The organism is Arthrobacter sp., from assembly GCF_030540645.1.
GTDB lineage: Bacteria > Actinomycetota > Actinomycetes > Actinomycetales > Micrococcaceae > Specibacter.
On sequence record NZ_JAUNVV010000010.1, the window covers coordinates 1 to 21156 of the forward strand.

Below are 21156 nucleotides of genomic sequence, written 5' to 3' on the forward strand. Positions count from 1 at the left end.
GTGTGACTTTGGCCGTCATTGCCGGGGAAGATCACTTTGTCGCCAGCCATGGCCGACTGGGCCACGGTTTCCACCGTCGTGGTGGAATCGATGGCCAGTGCCGGGCTCGAAATGGCCATCATGCCCAATGCTGCCGTGGCCATGATGGCCGTCGCCTTGAGCCCGCGGGATCTCCCAGAACCCCTAAAGGAATGCGCTGTCATGGATGAAGTCCCTCAAATCTCAGTGCAGCCGCACGGGCCACCCGTTATGTTATCCGTCACAGCATATGACGAGTGCCACACAGGAGCAACCAAAAACTCACTTATTTGAGCATATGACGTCTTTTATCCATGATCGTGTCCATAACTGTCCAAAAGGCTTAGGGTTCGAACTTGTAGCCAAGACCTCGCACGGTGAGGAGGTATTTGGGCGCTGCGGGATCAGGCTCAATCTTGCTGCGCAGCCGCTTCATGTGGACGTCCAGGGTTTTCGTGTCCCCCACATAGTCCGAACCCCAGACCCGGTCAATCAACTGCCCACGGGTCAGTACCTTTCCGGCATTGCGCAGCAGCATTTCCAGCAGTTCAAATTCCTTCAGCGGAAAGCCCACTGCTTCCCCGTGGACACTGACAACATGGCGCTCAACGTCCATGCGCACAGGTCCGGCCTGCACGGTGGAATGCAGCAGTTCCTCCGGCTCCGCCTGGCGCCGCAGCACAGCCCTGATCCGTGCAATCAATTCGCGCGAGGAATAGGGCTTTGTCACATAGTCATCAGCACCGAGTTCCAGCCCCACCACCTTGTCGATTTCAGAATCCTTGGCGGTGAGCATGATGACAGGCACATTGGAGCGTTGGCGCAGGTGCCGGCACACTTCCGTGCCGCTCATGCCCGGCAGCTGCAGGTCAAGGAGCACCAAATCGGCACCGCTGCGCTCAAATTCCAACAGCGCGTCCAGCCCGTTGTCCGCGACACGGACCTCGTACCCTTCCTTGCCCAGCAGGAATGACAACGGGTCACTGATGGACTCTTCATCTTCAACTATCAAAATTCTACTCACGCTCGTTGCGCTCCTTTAGATCAAGCCGGGGTGCCGGTCGGCGCTGTGGTGCGTGCCGCCGTCGGACGTTGGAAGTGAAAGCTGGGGAAGGCGAACCGTGAAGGTCGACCCCATTTTCGGGGCGGACCAAAGGGTCACCTCACCGCCGTGATTGCTCACGATGTGTTTGACGATGCTCAGGCCCAACCCGGTGCCGCCGGTGTGCCGGGAGCGGGCGGCATCCACACGGTAGAAACGTTCGAAGACCCTGTCCTGCTCGGCCGGGGTGAGCCCGTCGCCCTGGTCGGAGATGCTGACGGAGACGACGCCGGCCCCCACCGACAGCCCGATGCCCACCTGCGTGTTCTCGGGGGAATACCGCACGGCGTTGTCGATCAGGTTGCGCAAGGCGGTCACCAGCTGGGCGTGGTCGCCATGGACGGCGGCAGGCTGGGACGGCCCGACGACCAGCGTGATGTTCTTGCCCTGCGCCGGGAGCCGAGTCCTGTCCACCGCCTCGGCAATGACGGAGTTCATGTCCACGGCGGTGCCGACACGGGCCACATCCTTGCCCTGCAGCCGGGACAGTTCAATGATGTCCTGAACCAGCGCCGCCAAGCGTGCCGATTCAGTCATCATGCGCGAGGCAAAGCGGCGGACGGTGGCCTGGTCCTCCGGTGCGGACTCAATAGCTTCGGCCAGTAGTGAAAGGGCACCGACGGGAGTTTTGAGCTCGTGCGACACATTCGCCACAAAGTCGTTGCGCACGGCTTCGGTGCGGGCAATCTCGGTGCGGTCATCGGCCAGCAGAAGAATGTACTCCTCCCCCAATGGCGCCACCCGAACCTGGATCACGAGCGTGCCCTGCCCTGGCGCCCCCTGGGTCCTTGGCAGCTCCACAGCGGTGGGCTCCCCCGAGACCGGGTCCACGGCCGCTGCCGGCAACACCCGCGGCAGGGTCAAATCGCGTTCTTCAATGACCCCGTCACGGCGCACCCGGTGAGCCAGTTCCAGCAGTTCCTGATGGACCACCGTGTGCCCTCGTACCAGACCAAAGGCGTAGGCACCGGCACTGGCGCGCACCACGCCGTCGACCGTATCAATGACAATGTAGGCCTTGCCCACCACGGAGAGGACTTCGGCGGAACCGTCGGGAAGGGCGGGTTCGCCGATGTCCAGCGAAAGCTGGCGGGTGCGCTCGCTGAGACTGAACGCGAACATGCCAAACACGCCCAAGGACAGGCCAATGAGCCCTGCCACCAGTCCAACCACCAAGGGATCCACGGCTCAAGCCTATGCGGTGGCGGCGGCAATTACGCCAAAACCACCTGCCGTCCCCACTCGTTCAGCAAACGTTCACCTTGCCGTGCCGCCACGTTCACGTTCAGCTGGCAGGCTAGGGGCAACGAGGGCCCCACCGCCCTGCCCATGAAAGGACACACGCGTGCGTAAAGTTTTCCAGGCCGAGCTCCACCAAATCGGTGAGGGGCTCATCGAGATCTCCGCACTGGTGTGCGAGGCCATCACGAAGGCAACAACAGCCTTTGCCGCAGCAGACCTGCAAGCCGCCCAGGAAGTCATCGCTGCCGACGCCCGCATCGACTTCCTGCAAAACGACTTGGACGAACGGGCCATCGACGTCTTGGCGTTGCAGGGGCCGGTGGCCAGCGACCTGCGCATGATCGTTGGTTCGCTGCGGATGAGCGCCTCGCTCGAGCGGATGGGCGACCTGGCCCGGCACATCGGCCAACTAACCCGACTGCGTTTCCCCAATATGGTGATCCCGGCGCCACTGACAGCGACGTTTGCCGAGCTGGCCAGCCTGGACATTTTGATCGCGGAGAAAGTCACTGAGCTGCTGGACACCCGCGACCTTGAACTCGTGGCGGACATCGCCGCCGCCAAGGCCCGCATCAGCAGGCTCCACAAGACCGTGTTCTCAACCATCGCGTCCCCTGACTGGCAGGAAACTCCGGCCACCACTGTGGACGTCACGCTGGCCAGCCGCTACTTTGAGCGCTTTGGCGACCATGGCGTGTCAGTGGCACGCAAGGTCTCCTACCTCGTCACGGGAGAGTGGCAGCCCGAGGACTTCCTGGCCGGCTAGCTCCGCCGGGGAACGACGGGCGGCCAACGCGAAAGCGGGACGGAACCTTTACCAGTGAAAGGTTCCGTCCCGCCGTCGTGCTTTAACGTCGTGTTACTTCTTGCCCTGGTTTGCCACAGCGAGGATGGCGGTCTCTGCTGCCTCCGGGTCCAAGTACCGGCCACCGGGGTTGATGGGGGCGAAGTTATCATCCAGTTCGTACAGCAGCGGGATGCCGGTGGGGATATTCAGGGCCGAGATGGCGTCGTCGGAGATGCCGTCCAGGTGCTTGACCATGGCGCGCAGCGAGTTGCCGTGGGCCGTGACAAGAACAGTCTTTCCAGCCTTGAGGTCAACCTTGATTTCCGATTCCCAGTACGGCAGCAGGCGTTCCAGGACGTCCTTGAGGCATTCCGAGCGCGGCATGTCATCGCCAAGGTCCGCGTAGCGGGGGTCGTTGATCTGCGAGAATTCGCTGTCATCCGACAAGGGCGGCGGGGCGGTGTCGTAGCTGCGACGCCACTCCATGAACTGCGCCTCACCGAATTCGGCGAGCGTCTGGACCTTGTCCTTGCCCTGCAGTGCCCCGTAGTGGCGTTCGTTCAGGCGCCAGCTGCGCTTGACGTCGATCCAGCCACGGTCGGCTTTCTCCAGCGTCATGTTGGCCGTGTTGATGGCACGCTTCAGGCGCGAGGTGTGGACTACGTCCGGCAGGAGGTTGTTCTCCACCAGCAGCTCACCGCCGCGGACAGCCTCGGTGCGGCCCTGGTCGTTGAGGTCAACGTCCACCCAGCCAGTGAAAAGGTTCTTGGCATTCCACTCACTGTGGCCATGCCGGAGCAAAATCAGCGTATAAGTCATGAGGCCATCCTACCGGCCGGAACCAGCTGACTGGAATTGCTACGCCCGGCAGAAATCAGCCGTGGATGCGGCACATGTGAGCACGTAGCCGGATGCCGTACCCGCAAAATGTGTCACGTTCCATAGCTGCCCAGCACCAAAAACAGCGGTTTCACCCATGTGCGGCAAATATAGTTTTCAGGTGGTTCAACGCGCACAGAGGGTCAAGGACGCCTCCACCGACCCCTCAAAGCGTGCGGCACGGCGCCGTGGCAAGCCCTTTGGCAACGCCACCCGCGGCACCACGAACCCGAACCGGCTGCGTCGGGTGGACCGCTGGCTGGCCGGCCCGCAGGCATGGCGGCTGCGCGGTGAGGACCATCCGCTGGTCATTGACTTAGGCTACGGCGGCGCACCCACCACGGCCGTCGAACTGTATTCGAGAATCCACGCCGTCTGCCCCAGCGCCCATGTCACGGGCATTGAAATTGAGCCCGAACGTGTACGCATCGCCAAGCCGCTGGAGCACGAAGGGCTCGATTTTTGCGTGGGTGGCTTTGAAATCCCGGTACCCGGCAGGCCCAGCATGGTGCGTGCCTTCAATGTGCTGCGTCAGTACGATGAAGCCGACGTCCAGCTGATCTGGCTCACCGTCTGTTCCCGTCTGGCACCTCATGGCATCTTCGTTGACGGGACTTGTGACGAGATCGGCCGCCGCAGCACGTGGGTGGCGTTGGATGGCACCGGCCCCATGTCACTGACTATTTCGCTCCGCTTTGGCGGTTTCACCCTGCCGTCGGACATTGCCGAGCGGCTGCCCAAGGCGCTCATCCACCACAACATGCCGGGGGAGAAAATCCATGACTTCCTGCAGGCCTTGGACAAGTATTGGCTGGCCGGAGCCCCGTTGGCTCCCTTTGGCAACCGTCAGCGGTGGCTGAGCATGTGTCAAAGGATGTACGACGCCGGTTGGCCGGTGGTGCGTTCACCGTCACGGTGGCGCTTGGGTGAGCTGACCGTAGATTGGGCGGCTGTGGCCCCGGTTCCGGCAACAGCCCTCATGCCCGAGGCTGCACTGGCCGCCAGCTAAGGAAGCTGGGCAGTCATATCTGGCGGCCCTACCAGGCGCGTTCCTACCAGGAGGAGCCGCGGTTTTGCTGGCCGCGGCCGCGGCCACGAACTTCAGCCAGCACGGGCCGGACGTCAGCCAGGTACACACCGGCTGCGGTCACGCCGGCGAGGCAGAAAATCATGCCCATCCCCAGCGGGGGAACCGTAAGAGTAGTCACCGGCACAATGACGTAGAGGAAGCCGAAGAACACTGAACCGGCCAGCACGGCCGTCCAGAACGTTTTGGTCCGTTTGCCGACCCGTTCAAAATCTGCCGCATTAGTGCGTACGCAATCGCTCAAAGCCCAGCCTTGAATGCCCAAGGCCAGCAGGCCCAAGGCCACCAGAATGAGAAATTCCACAAAGTTTACGAATCCAATCACGATTCAAGCTTACAGGCAGCCACAGCGAAAGACAGGTCGGGTTTGCTGGGAAAGTGCAGGGCTGGCTCAACTCGGCGTTCTACCCGCGGTTCCATCCGCGTGCGGCTGCCTGCGCAAAAGCCCGCTCCAGGTCGTTCCAAAGATCCTCGACGTTTTCAATGCCCACGCTCAGGCGCAGCAGATTGGCCGGGACGCTCTCAGGTTCGTTCGCGTGGCGGCGACGACGCTCAATAAGCGATTCCACCCCGCCAAGGGACGTGGCGGGGGTCCACACGCGCAGCGCCTCCACCACCGCATTGGCTGCCTCTTCGCCGCCTGCAACCTCTATACACAGGATGGAACCGAACCCTTTCATCTGCGCCTTGGCCCTGACATGACCGGGATCCGAAGGCAGGCCGGGGAACAAAACCCGTTCCACGCCGTCGTGCAGGTCAAGACGCTGGGCCAACACCGAAGCACTGGCCTGCGAGCGCTCAACCCGCAATGCCAGGGTGCGCAGTCCGCGAAGAGCCAGCCACGCCTCGAACGGTCCGGCGATGGCGCCATGGATGGAGCGGTGGTGCAGCAGGGCTTCGCGCAGTGTGGGATTGGACGTGGCCAGGGCTCCCAGGATGACGTCGGAGTGCCCGGCCAAGTATTTGGTCACGGAGTGCAGCACAATGTCCGCGCCCAGTTCCAGCGGCTTTTGCACCAGTGGCGTGGAGAACGTGTTGTCGGTGACGATGAGGGCGCCCACGGCCTGGGCCGAGCGGCAGAGCGCGTGGATGTCGGCCACCTCAAGCATGGGGTTGGTGGGGCTCTCCAGCCACAACATGTCCGCAGCCTTGCCGCCGGCGCCGGTGAGCGCTGTGATGACCTCGTCGTTGTTGGCAATGTCCACAGTGCGCAGCGTGAACAGCCCCTTGGCAGCTTGTTCCTGCGCCATGACGAGTGCTCCCTGGTAGGAGTGGGTGGGCATGACGAGCACACCGCCGACGGGAATCAGGGACAGCGCGGCGGAGGCGGCAGCCAACCCCGAACTGAAGATGAGGGCTGGCAGCGCGGCGCCTTCAAGCTGGCCCAGGGCGTCTTCCAGCGGATCCCACGTGGGGTTCGAGTAGCGGCCGTAGGCTCTGTCCCCATCCACTACGGTGCCTGTGCCCACATACGTGGAGGAGAGCACAATGGGCGGGTTCACGGGGGAATCGTGGCCGCGCGGCGGCCGCCCTGCTGCCACCACCACGGTGTCGGCGCTGAGTTCTTCCGGGTGGCTGGCAGGCTGATACGTCATACGTCCCACAGTAGACCGCACACCGCGGGCGAGCGCTGCAATATGACTTCTAGCCTCAATATTGTGGATAACCGCGCCGTTGTGGAGAACTTGTCCAAATGGTCAGTTGTCCACAGCGCCAATGCTCCTGCCAGCTTGGGCCGGTAGGCTGGTCGGGTGACTCCTACTTCTGCCCCGTCGCCGGGCTTGTTCATCGCTTTTGAAGGTGGCGACGGTGCGGGAAAATCCACCCAGGCCGCGCTGCTTGCCCGAGCCCTGTCCGACGCCGGACGAACAGTGGTGCGCACCCGTGAACCGGGCGGCACTCCCGTCGGTGAAAAACTGCGTTCCCTGGTCCTTGACCATGGGCAGGGTGAGATTGACGCCAAGACGGAGGCACTGATCTTTGCCGCCGCCCGTGCCGCTCATGCCACCCAAGTGATTGTCCCGGCCATGGCCCGGGGAGAGATTGTGCTCAGCGACCGCTACGCCGATTCCTCCATCGCCTACCAGGGCGCCGGCCGCGGCCTCGGAAATGACGCCATCTTCCAGCTCAACGATTGGGCTACGAACAGCCTATGGCCGGACTTGACTGTTTTGCTTGACGTTTCCCCGGTATCCGGCCGCCAGCGCCGCACGGCAGGCGATAGCGCCGAGGATCGAATGGAATCGGAGCCCGACGCCTTCCACTCCACCATTCGTGCAGCGTTCCTCGAACTGGCCGCAGCCCACCCCGACCGCTACCTGGTGCTTCCGGCTGGCGACTCCGTTGCCGAACTGGCCCTCGTCATCGAACACCATGTCATGGCCCTTGTCGCGGAGCGCGCATGAGCGTCTGGGTTGACCTGCAGGGCCAGGATTCCGTGGTGGCCCAGCTGCGCCGCGCCGCACAGTCCAGCTCGCCCACGCATGCCTGGCTGCTGACAGGACCACCGGGCTCCGGCCGTTCCAACGCAGCGCTGGCTTTCGCCGCGGCCCTGGTGTGTGAGCGCCCGGAACTGGCGGCCCGCGGATGTGGTGTCTGCAAGGCCTGTCACACCACGCTGGCGGGAACCAACGCCGACGTCACGTACATCGCCACGGAAAAAACCACCATCACGATCGATGAATCCCGCGCTCTGGTGCGCAAGGCCCACGACAGCCCGTCGTCGTCCCGTTGGCGGGTCATGATCGTCGGCGACGCGGACCGCATGGCCGAGCGCACCACCAATGTGCTGCTCAAGGCCATTGAAGAGCCGCCGCCGCGCACCATTTGGATCCTGTGCGCGCCCAGCCCGGCGGACGTCCTGGTCACCATCCGTTCACGCTGCCGGACACTGACGCTGCGGCTGCCTCCGGTGGCGGATGTTGCGGCCCTGCTGGTCCGCCGCGACGGCATCGAACCGGAACTGGCGTTGACTGCCGCACGCGCCGCGCAAAGCCACATTGGCATTGCCCGCCGCCTGGCCACCGACCCCGGCGCCCGTGAGCGGCGCGATGCAACCGTGAACCTGCCGCTGAAGCTGCGCGACATCTCCACAGCCGTCCAGTCTGCTGCCTCCCTGCTGGAGTTGGCCCAGGCGGAGGCGTCCTCCTCCAATGAAGAGCGCGACGCCGTCGAAAAGGTGTCGCTGCTGCGTTCCCTCGGTGCACCCGAGACAGGGACGCTCCCGCCGCCCATGCGTGCCCAGGTCCGCGCGCTGGAGGAGGACCAGAAGCGTCGTGCCAAGCGGTCCGTCACGGACCAACTGGACAGGGCCCTGACCGATTTACTTTCCTTCTACCGGGATGTGCTGGTCCTGCAGCTGGACGCCCGGGCAGGAACCAGTGCCGAACATGCCGCGCTGGAGCTTGTCAACGACCCGCTGCGGGCGCAATTACAGGACTTTGCCGCCCGTTCCCGCCCCGAAACCACACTGGTTCGCATGGACGCCATCAACTCCGTGCGCCGCCGCCTCACCACCACCAACGTTGCCCCCCTGCTGGCCCTTGAGGCCATGGCAGTCAGCCTGCTCTAATCACCAAAGGACTTTTATGCCTGCCGGAAAACCACGACGGCGCACCCTCCGCCGCCTGCTCCTCGCCACAACTACGGGCATCGCCGCGCTGGCTTTGGGCTCGTGTTCCGTGCTGGCGCCGGACACGCCGGTCATGACCTCTGCCGAAGCAGACACTATCGGAGACGTGCCCGCGGATTTGATGGACTTTTACACCCAAGCCGTGACGTGGAGTTCGTGTAACGGCGGCTTCCAATGCGCCGAGGTGAACGTGCCGCTGACGTACGAGAAGCCACAACAAGCCACCATCAAGCTCTCTGCCATTCGTCTACCGGCCACCGGCAAGCGCCTGGGTGCCATGCTGGTCAACCCCGGAGGACCCGGCGCTTCCGGCGTGAACATGGTCAAGGACGGGGGGAAGAGCTACTTCTCCAAGAAGCTGCGCGGCGCCTACGACGTGGTGGGTTTCGACCCGCGCGGCGTGCAGCGCTCGGAAGGCGTCCAGTGCCTTGACGCTGCGCAAATGGATGCGGCACGCCAGGTGGACTTTGACATGTCCACCGACGCCGGAATGGCCGCCGCCGAAGCTGAAGCGAAGAGCCAAACAAAACTGTGTGAGAAGAACTCTGGCCCCGTCCTGGGCCACATGGACACCGTCAGCTCTGCCCGCGACATGGATGTTTTGCGTGCCGTACTGGGCGACAAACAGCTCAACTACATGGGTTTCTCCTACGGCACCAAGCTGGGCGCCACCTATGCCGGCCTGTTCCCACAACGGGTGGGCAAGTTCTCCCTTGACGGCGCCCTGGACCCCTCTCTTGATATTGACCAGGTCTCCCTGGGCCAGGCCGTGGGCTTTGAAAACGCACTTCGAGCGTGGGCGAAGAACTGCCTGGGCACCAGCGAGTGCCCTGTTTCTGGAACCGTTGACGATGCTGTGGCGCAGATCCGTGCATTGCAGTCCGTCTATACCCAAACCCCGCAGCAAACCTCGGAAGGCAGGGTGGTGACGGGTACTGAGTTCACCGGAGCCATCGCCTTCGCCATGTACTCCACCGATTTGTGGGCTCCCCTCGCCGGTGCGTTGAAGCAGGCCTTTGCCGGCGATGCCTCCGGGATGTTGACATTGGCTGACTTCTCCGCAGACCGTGACTCCGACGGGAAATACAACACCGACACACCGGCTGCTTTTACTGCCGTCAACTGCCTTGACTACCCCATGAATTCCGATCTCACCCACATGCGCGAAGAAGCAGCCAAGTTGGATCAGGCCTCCCCCACCTTCGGAAAGATACTGGGATACTCCGGCTTGTCCTGCAAGTTTTGGCCATTCCCTGCCACCGGCAAGCCCGCCGCCATCTCCGCTGCCGGCGCCGGACCCATCCTGGTGGTGGGCACCACCGGGGACCCGGCCACGCCTTACGAATGGGCGCAGGCCATGGCCAAGCAGCTTGATTCCGCAGTCCTGGTGACATGGAACGGCGAAGGCCACACTGCGTACGGCCGGGCCAATGAATGCTTGACCCAAACCGTGGACGACTACTTTGTGGACGGATTAGTTCCGGCAGCAGGCACCACCTGCTAGGCATTGCAGATGAGCCTGGCTCATTGGCTTGCTGGGGTGGATTTTGTACATCAGCCCCGCGCATATTAGAGTGGTTTCTTGTGTTCAGCTGCTCACTCCAATCGGAGTCCGGCTAGCGCAGGCCTCCATAGCTCAGTTGGTAGAGCGTCTCACTCGTAATGAGAAGGTCAACAGTTCGATTCTGTTTGGAGGCCCCAACAAAAACCCTTCCATTTTTAGCTAATGGAAGGGTTTTTTGGTGCCCGGCGCCGGATTGTTACAACCGCTTTCAGCCACATCCGACGTAGCATGAAGCATGGTCGACTTAACTGCACTGGTTGCTGCACCGTCCACCGGCTTCCTTGGTGGCATCCAGGATGCTGCCCCTGCCCTGACGCTCTTGATCGCAGCCATCGCGATCATCCCCGCCTGGATCACCATCGTAAAATCGGCGAGGTCCAGCAAGCAGGGCCGCTGGTGGAGCGAAGTCCAGTGGGCACTCGATGCGGTGTTCAGCGAGAACACCGTCAAGCAAAAGGCCGGAATCAGAACGATTCTCATCCTGTCGCGCGAAAAGTGGCTCGGGCAGCACGAGCTGGAAGTCCTGGATGCAGCGTGGGAGCAGTCCCTCGTCCAGTCCGCAACGGGAGGCCTTCGCGGAGAGGCACCCAGCCTCGGCCAGGAACGAGAACCCTTCCCGGAAGGAATTCGAGGCCCCGACGCCGACGCGAACGGTGAGCCCGACGCGCCAGAAGCCGACAGCGCAGCCAGCCGTGAAGCCAAGGGCAAGGTTCAAATCGAGGCCGCGAAGCTCAAAGTTGCCCTCGACGCCCGTCTGGCCCGCGAAACCCCCACGTGGGTTCAGACAAAGTCCAAGGAATAGCCGGGCACGAATGAGAGCGTTCGTCTTGTCAGCAGCAGGTGCCAGCACGGTGGAACCGGCCGAGGTTCCCCTGCCGTTGATCGACACCGATGAACTGCTGGTGCAGGTCAAGGCTGTTGGCGTGGGCATCCACGACTCCTATTTTCTGCCCGGCGACGCCCGCTACCCGTACCCGATCGGCATTGAGGCCGCGGGCATTGTGGCGGAGGTTGGATCCGCCACCTCGGGCTTTGACCCGGGTGAGCGTATTGCGTTCGTCAGCTCGATGCAGCCCAAGGGTGGCACATGGGCCGAATACGCGGCCGTCAAGGCACACTCGCTGATCATCCCCATCCCGGATGACGTCGACTTTGTGCACGCAGCAGCGATCCCGGTCGCCGGCAACACCGTGCTTCGTGCTTTGCACGCCCTCACCGGCATCCAGGCGGGCGGTTCGCTCTTCATCGCCGGCGGGTCGGGCGCCATCGGTACTTTGGGCATCCAGCTCGCCCGCCAGCGCACATGGCGGGTTGGCGCCTCTGCATCAGCTGCGAACCATGGCTACCTGCGCTCGCTCGGGGCGGAATTCGTGGTCGACTACCACTGTCCCGACTGGGTTGAACAGGTACGCCAGTGGATGCCCGACGGCGTGGACGGGGCTCTCGCCGTCCAGCCGGGCACCGCCGCGGAAACGTTGGGTGTGGTAAAAAACGGCGGCCAGCTGGTGCCGATCTCCGGCGATACCCCCGCCCCTGAACGTGGCATCGAGGTGGCGGGGATTCCCTACACAGTGGATGTGCGGGGCGAAGTACTGCAACTTATGAACGATGTTGCGGCAGCCAGGATCCACGTCGAGCTCGAACACATCCACCCCTTCGAAGACGCCCTGGCTGCCCTGGCAAAAGTGCAAACGAGGCGCGCCCGCGGAAAGACCATCCTGCAACTTCCGTGACGCCCAGTCCCCACCCACCCGTTGTGGGCCTTGGGGGCATACGATGGGCGCATGCAAAAAGCAGCCCAGCACCGCACCCCCGCCCGTGAACCGGGCAGGGTGCATTGGATGGAGCTTTTCTTCGATCTGGTGTTTGTGGCCTTCATCGGGCAGCTGGCACACGGCATCCACGGCAATCCAGGCTGGCCCGAATTCGGCACCTACATCCTGCTCTTCTTCCCTGCATGGTGGGCGTGGGTCAACATTGTCTCCGTCATCAACCTGCTGCCGGCGCTGACGTCGCGGGTGTTGGGTCTGGCCATGGTCGCAGCCATGGCCGCAGCCGGACTCATGGCAGCAGCCGCCCCTGAGGCCTTTGGCGACCGGGCGTGGGCGTTCTCCCTTGCCAACGCGGCCATGCGCATCCTGCTGCTCGTCCTGTGGCTTCACGAGCACCGCAAATACTCGTCGGAACAGCCGTGGCGCATCTGGATCTACAACGGCGGAACGGCCGCGCTCTGGCTCCTTGCCACGTTCCTGCCACTGTCCCTGTCCGTTATTTTGTGGGCCGTCGCCATTGCCGTGGAAGTGGGCATGATTGCTGCCAGCCGGCTGATCGGTGCGCAGCAAAATCTTGGCGGGATCAATCTGGAGCATGCTGCGGAGCGTCTTGGCCTGTTTGTCATCATCGTGCTGGGCGAATCCATCTTCACGATCGTCTCGGAGCTTGCCCAGGACTGGCACCCCGGCCCCGCTCTGGCTGCCGCATTGGGCTTTGTGATCGTGGCACTGCTTGGCTGGGCGTTCTTTCAATACGGCACCGGCACACTTGCCATGGGCCTTGAGCAGCTGCGCAACCGTGAAGACTTCACCGGTATCCTGCAAACCACGCTGTTCATGCCATTCGCTTTGGTTCTCGGGGTCACCTCGATCGCCGCCGCCATCGCCACGGCCATCCCAGCCCCGTTCGCGCGGCTGCCACTGGGCGCAGCCATTGCACTGGGCGGCGGGCTGGCACTGTTTTACGGTACGAACGCGCTCGTCTCCCTGCGTTTCGGCCTGCCGCCGGGAGCCGTCCTGCCCTGGGGCATCCCCGCCGTGGCGGCCGCGCTGGTACTTGTCCCGTTGGGCGCAAGGCTGCCAGCCGCCGTCGTGCTGGGGATAGCCGTGGCGATGCTCCTGCTGCTGACCTTCCAGGCCGAAGTCAATGCCCGACGGCGGCCGGCCGCGGTTTAGCCCTGCCAGGGGAAAACGACGCCCTCGCCCACCACTTTCAGGAAAAGTTCGGTGCCGGGGCGGGCCAGCATGGCGTTCCAGTGCCGGATGTTGATAACCTCGCCACCGACGGGCTGGTGCGGATCGCGGGGGTGCTCCGCGTCGACGAGGATGGGTTCAAGCTGGATCCGTACGGTGGTTTCAGGGCCGAAGTAGTCGGTGTCCACAACGCGTCCGCGGATGGAGCTGCCGCTGGAGATCCGGATCTGTTCGGGACGCAGCATCAGGTTGACCTTGCCTTGGACCTTGGGCATGCGCACGGGTATGCCACCCAGCGAGCACAATGCCAGTGAGCCTTCCAGCCAGGCCTCGAGGATGACGGCGTCGCCCAGGAATTCGGCGGTGGCCCTGTCCGCGGGGCGCGTGTAGACAACGAAGGGGCTGCCGATCTGGGCCAGTTTTCCGTCTCGCATGACGGCGACCTGGTCGGCGAAGCTCAGCGCCTCCGCCTGGTCGTGGGTGACAAGGATGGTTGTCACCCCGGCTTGTTCAAGGGTCTGCGAGACGGCCCGGCGTGTGGCGACCCGCAGCCCGGCGTCCAGGGCGCTGAACGGCTCATCCAGCAGCATCAGCTCGGGTTGGCGTGCCAGCGCGCGGGCCAGAGCCACCCGCTGCTGCTGCCCACCGGACAGCTGGTGGGGCCGGCGTTTGGCGTAGGAGGCGTTCATGGAGACCATCTCCAACAGCTCACCCACCCGCCGTGCGGCGGCCTTGCCACGCAGCGGCAGCCCAAAGGCAATGTTCGCACCAACGCTCAAGTGCGGGAACAAGGCCCCGTCCTGGGCCACGTAGCCAACGCTTCGCTTGTGCGCGGGAACCCACTTCTCCGGGCCTGCAACCTCGGCACCGCCCAAGGCTATCCGCCCCGCGTCCGGCGCTGAAAAGCCGGCGATGAGGCGCAGCAGTGTGGTTTTTCCTGAGCCCGAGGGGCCCACAATGGCAGTGGTACGTCCCTGCGCAACGCTCAGGTCCACGCCCTTGAGGACTTCCGTGCCGCCATACCGCTTGCGAACGTCTGTGATCTCAAGGTGGTCGGGCGCATCGCTGGAGTCATGTACGAACGTCCTGCTGCTTGGCCCTGCCGGGCGTGGGACTGCGCTGTGGCGGGAACCCTGGCGGATGTCATGGGGTTGGGTAGTCATTGTCCAGCGGCTTTCTTGGATTGCACAAACAGAAGGTAGGTCATGGGCGCTGAGAGCAAAATCATCAACAATGCGTAGGGTGCTGCCCCCATGTAATCAATTTCGCTGCTCAACAGCCAAAATTGGGTGGCCAGCGTGCGTGTGCCGTTGGGGGCGAGCAGCAGCGTCGCCGTCAGCTCATTCACAATACCCAGGAACACCAATGCCGCCCCTCCGGCCGCTGCAGGTGCCGCCAGGCGCAAAGTCACGCGCAGGAACGCCACCAACGGAGGTTTGCCCAGCGCACGGGCGGCCTCGTCCAATTCACGCGGCACTTGGGCAAGGCCCGCCCTCAAGTTCACCAAGGCCCGTGGCATGAACAGCAGGGCATAAGCGGCCACCAGCACCAACGAGCTTTGGTAGATGGCAGGGACGTTGTGGACCGTGATGGTGACAAGCGCCAACGCCACCACGATGCCCGGCATGGAGCTTGAAATGTAGTTGACAGCTTCAAGGAACGTACTGACGGGCCCCGGGTGGCGGATCACCAAGTATGCCAGCGGGAACGCCAGCACAGTTGTCACCGCGGCTCCAATCAGGCCGTAGTCAAGTGTTCGTAGCAAAGAGGTAAGCAGGTCGTTTCGCGTCCAGACTTCTGCGCCACCGGCAATGAGCCAGCGCCCCACGTGCCACAGCGGCACACCCAGTGCCAGCACCGCCACTGCGATCAAGGCCAGCTGTCCGGGCGCTTGGTAAGCCCCCAGCTTCAAGCGGGTGGGGCCCGACTGTACCCCGGCACCCACGCGGGCATAACGGGCACTACCGCGCGTCCTGGACTCGGCCAGCAGCAGCAGCAAGCAAAACAACACCAGGACGCTGGCGAGCATATTCGCTGCGGCGCCGTTGAAGGTGGAACGGAATTGGTCGTAGATGGCCGTGGTGAACGTGTCGAACGCGATCATGGCAAAGGCGCCGTATTCCGCCAGCAGGTGAAGCGACACAAGCAGCGCGCCGCCGGCTGTCGCCAACCGCAATTGTGGCAGCACCACCCTGAAGAACACCCTCCAAGGGCCCAGGCCGAGAGCTGCCGCCGACTGTTCAAGCGCCGGATCCAGCCTGCTCAGCACGGCCGCCACCGGGATGTACACGAGCGGGAAGTAGGAAAGCACCGAGATCAGCACACCGCCAAAGATCCCACCAAGGGAGGGGATGGCACTGACCCAGGCGTAGCTGTTCACGAAGGCAGGGATGGCCAGCGGGGCCGCCAGCAGCACCGCCCACGCCTTGTTCCCGGCCAGGGAAGTCCGTTCCACCAGCCAGGCCCCGCCAACCCCAATGAGCACGCACAGCGGCACCGTGATCAGCACCAGTGAAAGTGTGTTAAAGAGCAATTCGCCAACGCGCGGGCGGAACACCAAAGTAGCAATGGTGTCCCATCCGGCGTTGGCGGTGGCGACCACCACAAACCCGAGCGGCAGCAGGGAGAATGCGGCGATCAAAAGACAAAGTACAACGACGGGCCAAGGGCCGAAGCGTGAGCCCCGGCCCCCAGCAGCGTTACGTAAGTTCTTGGCACCCGACTTGCGGGCCGCCGTCGTACTTTGTTGTGAAGTCATTAAAACTACAGTAGTCCAGCCTGGGTCATGAGATCGATGACCTTGGCGGAGTTCAGCTTCGCCGGGTCAATTTTGGGGGCTTGCAGGTCAGCGAGCGGGACCAGCTTGTCATTGGCCGCAACTCCCGAGGCGACCGGGTACTCGAAGCTGGTGCCTGTCTGCAGGATGGTCTGGCCAGCCTTGCCGGTGACGAATTCGAGGAACTTCTGGGCGTTTTCCTGGTGCTTGCTGGAGGCCAGAACACCACCACCGGAGATGGACACAAACGCGCCCGGATCTTCGTTCTTGAAGTAGTGCAGGGATACGTTGTTGGAGTTTTCGCCCGTCTTGGCCTGATCTCCGAACCAGTAGTAATGGTAGATGATGGCGCCTTCAACTTCGCCGGCGTTGACGGCCTTCATGGCGGTGCTGTTGCCCTTGTAGGCCTTGGAGTTTTCCTTCATGGCCGTGAGCCACTTCGACGTGGCATCTTCACCTTCGAGCTCCAGCATGGCCGAAACAATCGCCTGGAAGTCCGCGCCGGACGGTGAAGCGGCCCAGCGGCCCTTCCATGCGGGATCGGCCAGGTCCATGATGGACTTCGGCAGCTGGTCCGCGTTTAGTTTGGTCTTGTCATAGGCGAAGACGGTGCTGCGGGCGGCAATACCTGTCCACTTGTTCGTGGAGGGGCGGTACTGGGCCGGGACCTGCTCCTGGATCTTGGCGCTCGTGTCAGCGAAGAGACCGGCGTTCTCAACCTGTGTCATGCCTGGGGAGTTCTCCGTCAGGAACACATCGGCGGGGGACTTGGCGCCTTCGGCGATGAGCTGGTTGCTCAGTTCCAGGTCGCTTCCCGGACGAATCGTGACCTTGATGCCGGTTTCCTTGGTGAATTCATCCACCCAGGCCTGCGTGAGGGAGTCGTGCTGGGCGTTGTAGACGGTGATGGCGTCTTCGGCACCGCCAGCAGCCCCGCTGCTTTGCGCCGGGGAGGTGGAGCCGCCACAAGCGGCAAGGGCCAAAACGGAGGCACCGGCCAAGGCAGCCAAGGCGGTCTTGTTGAACTGCTTCCTGGTCAAGGAGGTCATCGAGGTCATCTGGGAGCCTTTCGGCAATAGGAATAATTAGCGAACGTAAATCGATCGTAATGCATGAAAGGACAGCCTACCCTCACAAACTGTGCAATGTGACGCAGTTCTCTCAGGGTTTTATTCCGTGGGTGGGATTATTCGTTGTCTGACGACGTTTTATGCAACAATTCGCCGGCCCGATTCACGTGCTGGACCACAATGGTGGCCTTGCGTTCGACGCCGATGCCCTCCCCCACGCCGAGCCTCACCAGCGCGATGGCTTCCGCTGTTGCTGCCAGGGCGTTGCCTGCTCGCGAGAGTTCTCGGTGCACGTCATTGAGGTACCCCCCTGTGCCCGTTGGGATTTCCATGCCTTCGCTGGGGCCTGCAGCATGGCCCGCTGTGGCGATGTCGCGGACCACGGGCAGCAGGTCTGCAAGATTGTTCGCCACGACCACCATCTCCTGGTACGTTTCGGCCGCCTGTGCCTCGGATTGGTGGGGTGTTGGCCCGGCAGCTTCCAAACCTTCAAGCATCTGGTGGAAGCGGTCAAGGCCACGCCGGAACCTGTCGTGGTCGCGGCGCCACACACCCTTGCCCAGTTCGGCGTCGTCGAGTTTGGCCTGGCGCGAGGCACCAAATAGTCCCTTGAGCATGCGCGTCAGAGGTACTGGCCGGGGCCGCCGGAATCCGGACCACCCAGTGTTGGGCTGCCGGGGGCGTGGCCGTGGCCTGCCGGTGCGCGCTGCGGCTCACCGTTTTCGCCCACAATCACTCCGGGGGCGATCATGGTGCCGGGAGGAAGCTGGCGTAAGGCCAGGCGTGCGGCAGTTTGCTGGCTGGCCATGGCCTGGGCGGCCAATGCGGTTTGAATTCCGTGGAACAATCCCTCCAACCACCCGACCAGCTGTGCCTGGGCAATGCGCAATTCAGCGTCGGACGGCGAGCTGTTGTCCGCGAAGGGCAGGCTCAAGCGGTGCAGTTCGTCAACCAACTCGGGGGCCAGGCCCGCTTCGAGCTCCGTGATGGAGGCTTGGTGGATCTCAGCCAGCCGGGTCCGGGCGGCGTCATCCAAGGGAGCACTCTTGACCTCGTCGAGCAGTTGCTTGACCATGGTGCCAATCCGCATCACTTTCGCCGGCTGGTCCACCATGTCAGAGAGACTCTGCGGCTGTTTTACGGCGTCCGCTTTCGGCTCATCTTCGGCCGCCGCAGCTTCCTGGCCGTCGCTGGCTGAGCTGTCCACCACTTCGCCCACGGCTGCTGCTTCCAGATCCGAATTCTGCGCGTTTTCACTCATACTGCCAGTCTCTCACAGGGCTCTGGGATGGGCTCCAACGACTCCGGGGGCTGTTGTGGTGATCGGAGGCCGCTATAGCAGCGTCCGATCACCACAACAGCCCCCGGAGTGTTCGGTTCGGTGTGGAGGGGTGCCTAGCAGCAGCGCCCTTCAGGATTTTTGTCCTGCCGGTCGGTTTTGTCGCGCCAGAACTCCTTCATCGTCATGGGTGCCGCTGCGCAGCCGGTGCCCTCGTGGTGTTGTAGATACTTCTCGTAGCTGTCTTCACCCAGAACACCCTTGAGGTACCTATTGACGGATCTCAGGGTGCGTCCGGCGCTGCGCAACACATTCATCCCTAGTGGCCGGAGCTTGCTGCTTGCTTGCCGGAGTCGGCCCATTCCTTCAACAACTGCTTTTCAGTCGCGCTGGGAAGAGGGCCTGCGGGGGCAAAGATCCGCGACGCCACGGCCGGGTCCTCCATGCTGGGTCCTCCGCCTGCACGGATGGAACGGATCGAGACAAGCACGGCCGTGGCAATGACGACGATCGAAAGGATCACGAAGATGATGGACAGCGTGCCCTGAACGGTGGTGTTGCGCACCACCGCTTCCATGGCTTCGACGGTCTTGGCCGTGCCGAAGCTTGTCTTGCCGTCAGCCAACGCCTGCTTGAACGCGTTGTGCTGCGCCCAGTAGCCGACGGCGGGCACGGTGGAGAAGATCTTCTGGAATGAGGCCACCACGGTGACGATGGTGACGAACACCAGCGGCAGGGCGACGATCCACAGGTATTTAATGTGCGTGTTTTTGGAGACGATGGTCAGGCAGACCGCGAGCGCAATGGCCGCCAGCAGCTGATTGGCAATGCCGAACAGCGGGAACAGCGTGTTGATGCCGCCCAACGGGTCGGTGACGCCCATGATCAAGATGGCGCCCCAGCCAGCCACCATGATGGCCGTGGTGACCCAGGAGCCCAGGCGCCAGGACGTGTCCTTGAACTTCGGCACGAAGTTGCCAATCGAATCCTGCAACATGAAGCGGGCCACGCGGGTGCCGGCGTCGACGGCGGTGAGGATGAACAGCGCCTCGAACATGATGGCGAAGTGGTACCAGAAGCTCATCATGGCTTGCCCGCCGGCAACCTGTTGCATGATGTGGGCCAGGCCCACGGCAAGGGTAGGCGCACCACCGGTGCGGGAGACAATGGACTGCTCGCCGACGTCGGCCGCGGTTTGTGCCAGCGTTGCCGGGTCAACGTGGACTCCGGTCAGCCCCAGCGAGTTCACGAATGCGGCAGCGCCCTCGATGGTGCCGCCGGTGGCCGCCCCCGAGGAGTTCATGGCGAAGTAGATCCCGCGGTCGATGGACAGCGCCGCGACGAGCGCCATGATCGCCACGAACGACTCCATGAGCATGCCGCCGTACCCGATGTACCGGGCCTGGCGTTCCTTTTCGATCAGCTTGGGCGTGGTGCCGGAAGCGATCAGGGCGTGGAAGCCGGAGAGAGCACCACAGGCGATGGTGACGAACAGGAACGGGAACAGCGAACCGGAGAACACCGGACCGTCGGAGCGGGAGGCGAATTCACTGAACGCCGGAACGTTGATGGTGGGCCGGACCAGCACAATGGAGCCGGCCAGCATCACAATGGTGCCGATCTTCATGAACGTGGAGAGGTAGTCGCGCGGGGCCAGCAGCAGCCACACCGGCAGGATGGCGGCGATGAAACCGTACACAATGATGGCCCAGGCCAGCGTGGTGCGGTCCAGATGGAAGAATGCCGCGCCCCATTCGGTGTGGGCCACCACGCCGCCGCCGATGATGGCCGCCAGGAGCAGCACGACGCCGATCAAGGACACTTCCATGACCTTGCCCGGGCGCAGGTAGCGCAGGTAGACGCCCATGAACAAGGCAATCGGGATGGTCATGGATACGGAGAACACGCCCCACGGGGATTCACCCAGGGCGTTGACCACCACGAGCGCCAGGATGGCGACAATGATGATCATGATCAACAAGGTGGCGATCAGTGCGGCGGTGCCGCCAATGACGCCAAGTTCTTCACGGGCCATCTGGCCCAGGGAACGTCCGCCGCGGCGCATGGAGAAGAACAGGACAAGGTAGTCCTGCACGGCACCGGCAAGAACGACGCCGACAATGATCCAGATGGTGCCCGGAAGGTAACCCATCTGGGCGGCCAGGATGGGGCCCACCAAAGGACCTGCCCCGGCGATGGCGGCAAAGTGGTGGCCAAACAGGACGTTGCGGTCCGTGGGGACGAAGTCCTTGCCGTCGGCCTTGTATTCGGCCGGAGTGGCGCGCTTGTCATTGGGCTTGAGTAGAAACTTCTCAATGACCTTGGAATAGAAGCGATAGCCGATCAGGTAGGTGCACACGGCGGCGAACACAAACCAGATCGCATTCACGCTCTCGCCGCGCACCACGGCCAGCATCACCCAGGCGACTCCACCCAGCAATGCAATGGCCGCCCAAATGGCGATCCTCAGCGGCGTCCACCTATGCGTTTCCGCTTCTGCTTCAAGATCGAGCGCCACGGGAGGCAGCTCCGGATCTTGAACGAGGACGTCGCCGGGTGCGGCAGTCCTATTTGACGGCATTGTCATATTTATCCCTACGTTGAACCACAGTTATGGCCAGATGACAATACCAGCAGGAGAAAGGTCAGCATTCTCGACGTAATCCCGGTCACGTCATAAAACTGCTCAACGGTGTGTTCTGCGCGCCGAAACGAGGGCCAAACGGGTCCGGGGGCTGTTGTGGTGATCGGAGGA

General features: G+C 63.1%; 21 protein-coding genes and 1 tRNA gene. 9 read left to right on the forward strand and 13 right to left on the reverse strand.

Annotated features, from left to right (window positions below; translation table 11 throughout):
* From Q4P21_RS03330 to Q4P21_RS03340, 3 genes are all read right to left on the reverse strand, one after another.
* A partial coding sequence (locus Q4P21_RS03330; RefSeq protein WP_303387439.1) for a hypothetical protein occupies positions 1-203 on the reverse strand: 203 nt, incomplete at its 3' end.
* 158 nt (positions 204-361) lie between these two features.
* Positions 362-1042, reverse strand: a complete 681-nt coding sequence (locus Q4P21_RS03335) for a response regulator transcription factor (protein WP_207345281.1) — start codon at positions 1040-1042, stop codon at positions 362-364.
* Positions 1043-1057: 15 nt separating this feature from the next.
* Positions 1058-2296 (reverse strand): cell wall metabolism sensor histidine kinase WalK, encoded by a 1239-nt coding sequence (locus tag Q4P21_RS03340; RefSeq protein ID WP_303387483.1) that lies wholly within the window; start codon positions 2294-2296, stop codon positions 1058-1060.
* A gap of 169 nt (positions 2297-2465) precedes the next feature.
* On the opposite strand from Q4P21_RS03340, the gene phoU reads away from it, so the two are divergent.
* Positions 2466-3128 carry a phosphate signaling complex protein PhoU gene (gene phoU, locus Q4P21_RS03345; protein ID WP_303387440.1) on the forward strand — a complete coding sequence of 221 codons (663 nt, stop codon included), beginning with the start codon at positions 2466-2468 and terminating at the stop codon, positions 3126-3128.
* A gap of 93 nt (positions 3129-3221) precedes the next feature.
* Here phoU and Q4P21_RS03350 read toward each other — a convergent pair whose 3' ends face one another.
* Complete coding sequence (locus Q4P21_RS03350) at positions 3222-3968, reverse strand: phosphoglyceromutase (protein ID WP_303387441.1); 747 nt, start codon at positions 3966-3968, stop codon at positions 3222-3224.
* Between the two features lie 181 nt (positions 3969-4149).
* On the opposite strand from Q4P21_RS03350, the gene Q4P21_RS03355 reads away from it, so the two are divergent.
* Positions 4150-5037 carry a class I SAM-dependent methyltransferase gene (locus Q4P21_RS03355; protein ID WP_303387442.1) on the forward strand — a complete coding sequence of 296 codons (888 nt, stop codon included), beginning with the start codon at positions 4150-4152 and terminating at the stop codon, positions 5035-5037.
* Between the two features lie 43 nt (positions 5038-5080).
* Here the strand turns inward: Q4P21_RS03355 and Q4P21_RS03360 are convergent, their stop codons facing one another.
* Entirely contained in the window at positions 5081-5440 is a 360-nt protein-coding gene (locus tag Q4P21_RS03360) for a DUF2516 family protein (protein WP_303387443.1), read from the reverse strand.
* Positions 5441-5519: 79 nt separating this feature from the next.
* The gene (locus Q4P21_RS03365) at positions 5520-6710 is read right to left on the reverse strand and encodes a PLP-dependent aspartate aminotransferase family protein (protein ID WP_303387444.1); all 1191 of its coding nucleotides are present in this window, start codon (positions 6708-6710) and stop codon (positions 5520-5522) included.
* Between the two features lie 156 nt (positions 6711-6866).
* Here Q4P21_RS03365 and tmk point away from each other — a divergent pair, with 156 nt between their 5' ends.
* The 7 genes from tmk (at position 6867) to Q4P21_RS03400 (ending at position 13258) form a co-directional block, all read left to right on the forward strand.
* Positions 6867-7520, forward strand: coding sequence for a dTMP kinase (gene tmk, locus Q4P21_RS03370; RefSeq protein WP_303387445.1), 654 nt, complete (start codon positions 6867-6869; stop codon positions 7518-7520).
* A complete protein-coding gene (locus tag Q4P21_RS03375) occupies positions 7517-8686 on the forward strand; it encodes a DNA polymerase III subunit delta' (RefSeq protein WP_303387446.1) in 1170 nt (389 codons plus the stop codon). Before tmk ends, Q4P21_RS03375 begins: the two co-directional genes overlap by 4 nt.
* A 16-nt stretch (positions 8687-8702) precedes the next feature.
* Complete coding sequence (locus tag Q4P21_RS03380) at positions 8703-10250, forward strand: alpha/beta hydrolase (RefSeq protein WP_303387447.1); 1548 nt, start codon at positions 8703-8705, stop codon at positions 10248-10250.
* 121 nt (positions 10251-10371) lie between these two features.
* Positions 10372-10447: transfer RNA gene (locus Q4P21_RS03385), tRNA-Thr, on the forward strand.
* 98 nt (positions 10448-10545) lie between these two features.
* The gene (locus tag Q4P21_RS03390; protein ID WP_303387448.1) at positions 10546-11112 is read left to right on the forward strand and encodes a hypothetical protein; all 567 of its coding nucleotides are present in this window, start codon (positions 10546-10548) and stop codon (positions 11110-11112) included.
* A 10-nt stretch (positions 11113-11122) separates the two neighbouring features.
* Positions 11123-12043 carry an NADP-dependent oxidoreductase gene (locus Q4P21_RS03395; RefSeq protein ID WP_303387449.1) on the forward strand — a complete coding sequence of 307 codons (921 nt, stop codon included), beginning with the start codon at positions 11123-11125 and terminating at the stop codon, positions 12041-12043.
* 51 nt (positions 12044-12094) lie between these two features.
* On the forward strand, positions 12095-13258 hold the full coding sequence (locus tag Q4P21_RS03400; RefSeq protein ID WP_303387450.1) for a low temperature requirement protein A: 1164 nt from the start codon (positions 12095-12097) through the stop codon (positions 13256-13258).
* Here Q4P21_RS03400 and Q4P21_RS03405 read toward each other — a convergent pair.
* The 7 genes from Q4P21_RS03405 to Q4P21_RS03435 all read right to left on the reverse strand — a co-directional run bounded on the left by Q4P21_RS03405 (position 13255) and on the right by Q4P21_RS03435 (position 20988).
* Positions 13255-14439: an ABC transporter ATP-binding protein gene (locus Q4P21_RS03405; protein WP_303387451.1), complete on the reverse strand. Its 1185-nt coding sequence runs from the start codon at positions 14437-14439 to the stop codon at positions 13255-13257. The genes Q4P21_RS03400 and Q4P21_RS03405 overlap by 4 nt on opposite strands.
* A complete protein-coding gene (locus Q4P21_RS03410) occupies positions 14436-16034 on the reverse strand; it encodes an iron ABC transporter permease (protein WP_303387452.1) in 1599 nt (532 codons plus the stop codon). The genes Q4P21_RS03405 and Q4P21_RS03410 overlap by 4 nt, the downstream gene beginning before the upstream one ends.
* A 5-nt stretch (positions 16035-16039) precedes the next feature.
* A complete protein-coding gene (locus Q4P21_RS03415) occupies positions 16040-17110 on the reverse strand; it encodes an iron ABC transporter substrate-binding protein (RefSeq protein WP_303387453.1) in 1071 nt (356 codons plus the stop codon).
* A gap of 128 nt (positions 17111-17238) precedes the next feature.
* On the reverse strand, positions 17239-17739 hold the full coding sequence (locus tag Q4P21_RS03420; RefSeq protein WP_303387454.1) for a hypothetical protein: 501 nt from the start codon (positions 17737-17739) through the stop codon (positions 17239-17241).
* 5 nt (positions 17740-17744) lie between these two features.
* Positions 17745-18383, reverse strand: a complete 639-nt coding sequence (locus Q4P21_RS03425) for a bacterial proteasome activator family protein (protein WP_303387455.1) — start codon at positions 18381-18383, stop codon at positions 17745-17747.
* Positions 18384-18517: 134 nt separating this feature from the next.
* Positions 18518-18718, reverse strand: a complete 201-nt coding sequence (locus Q4P21_RS03430) for a YbdD/YjiX family protein (protein WP_303387456.1) — start codon at positions 18716-18718, stop codon at positions 18518-18520.
* Between the two features lie 2 nt (positions 18719-18720).
* Positions 18721-20988, reverse strand: coding sequence for a carbon starvation CstA family protein (locus tag Q4P21_RS03435; protein WP_303387457.1), 2268 nt, complete (start codon positions 20986-20988; stop codon positions 18721-18723).
* Positions 20989-21156 lie beyond the last annotated feature (168 nt).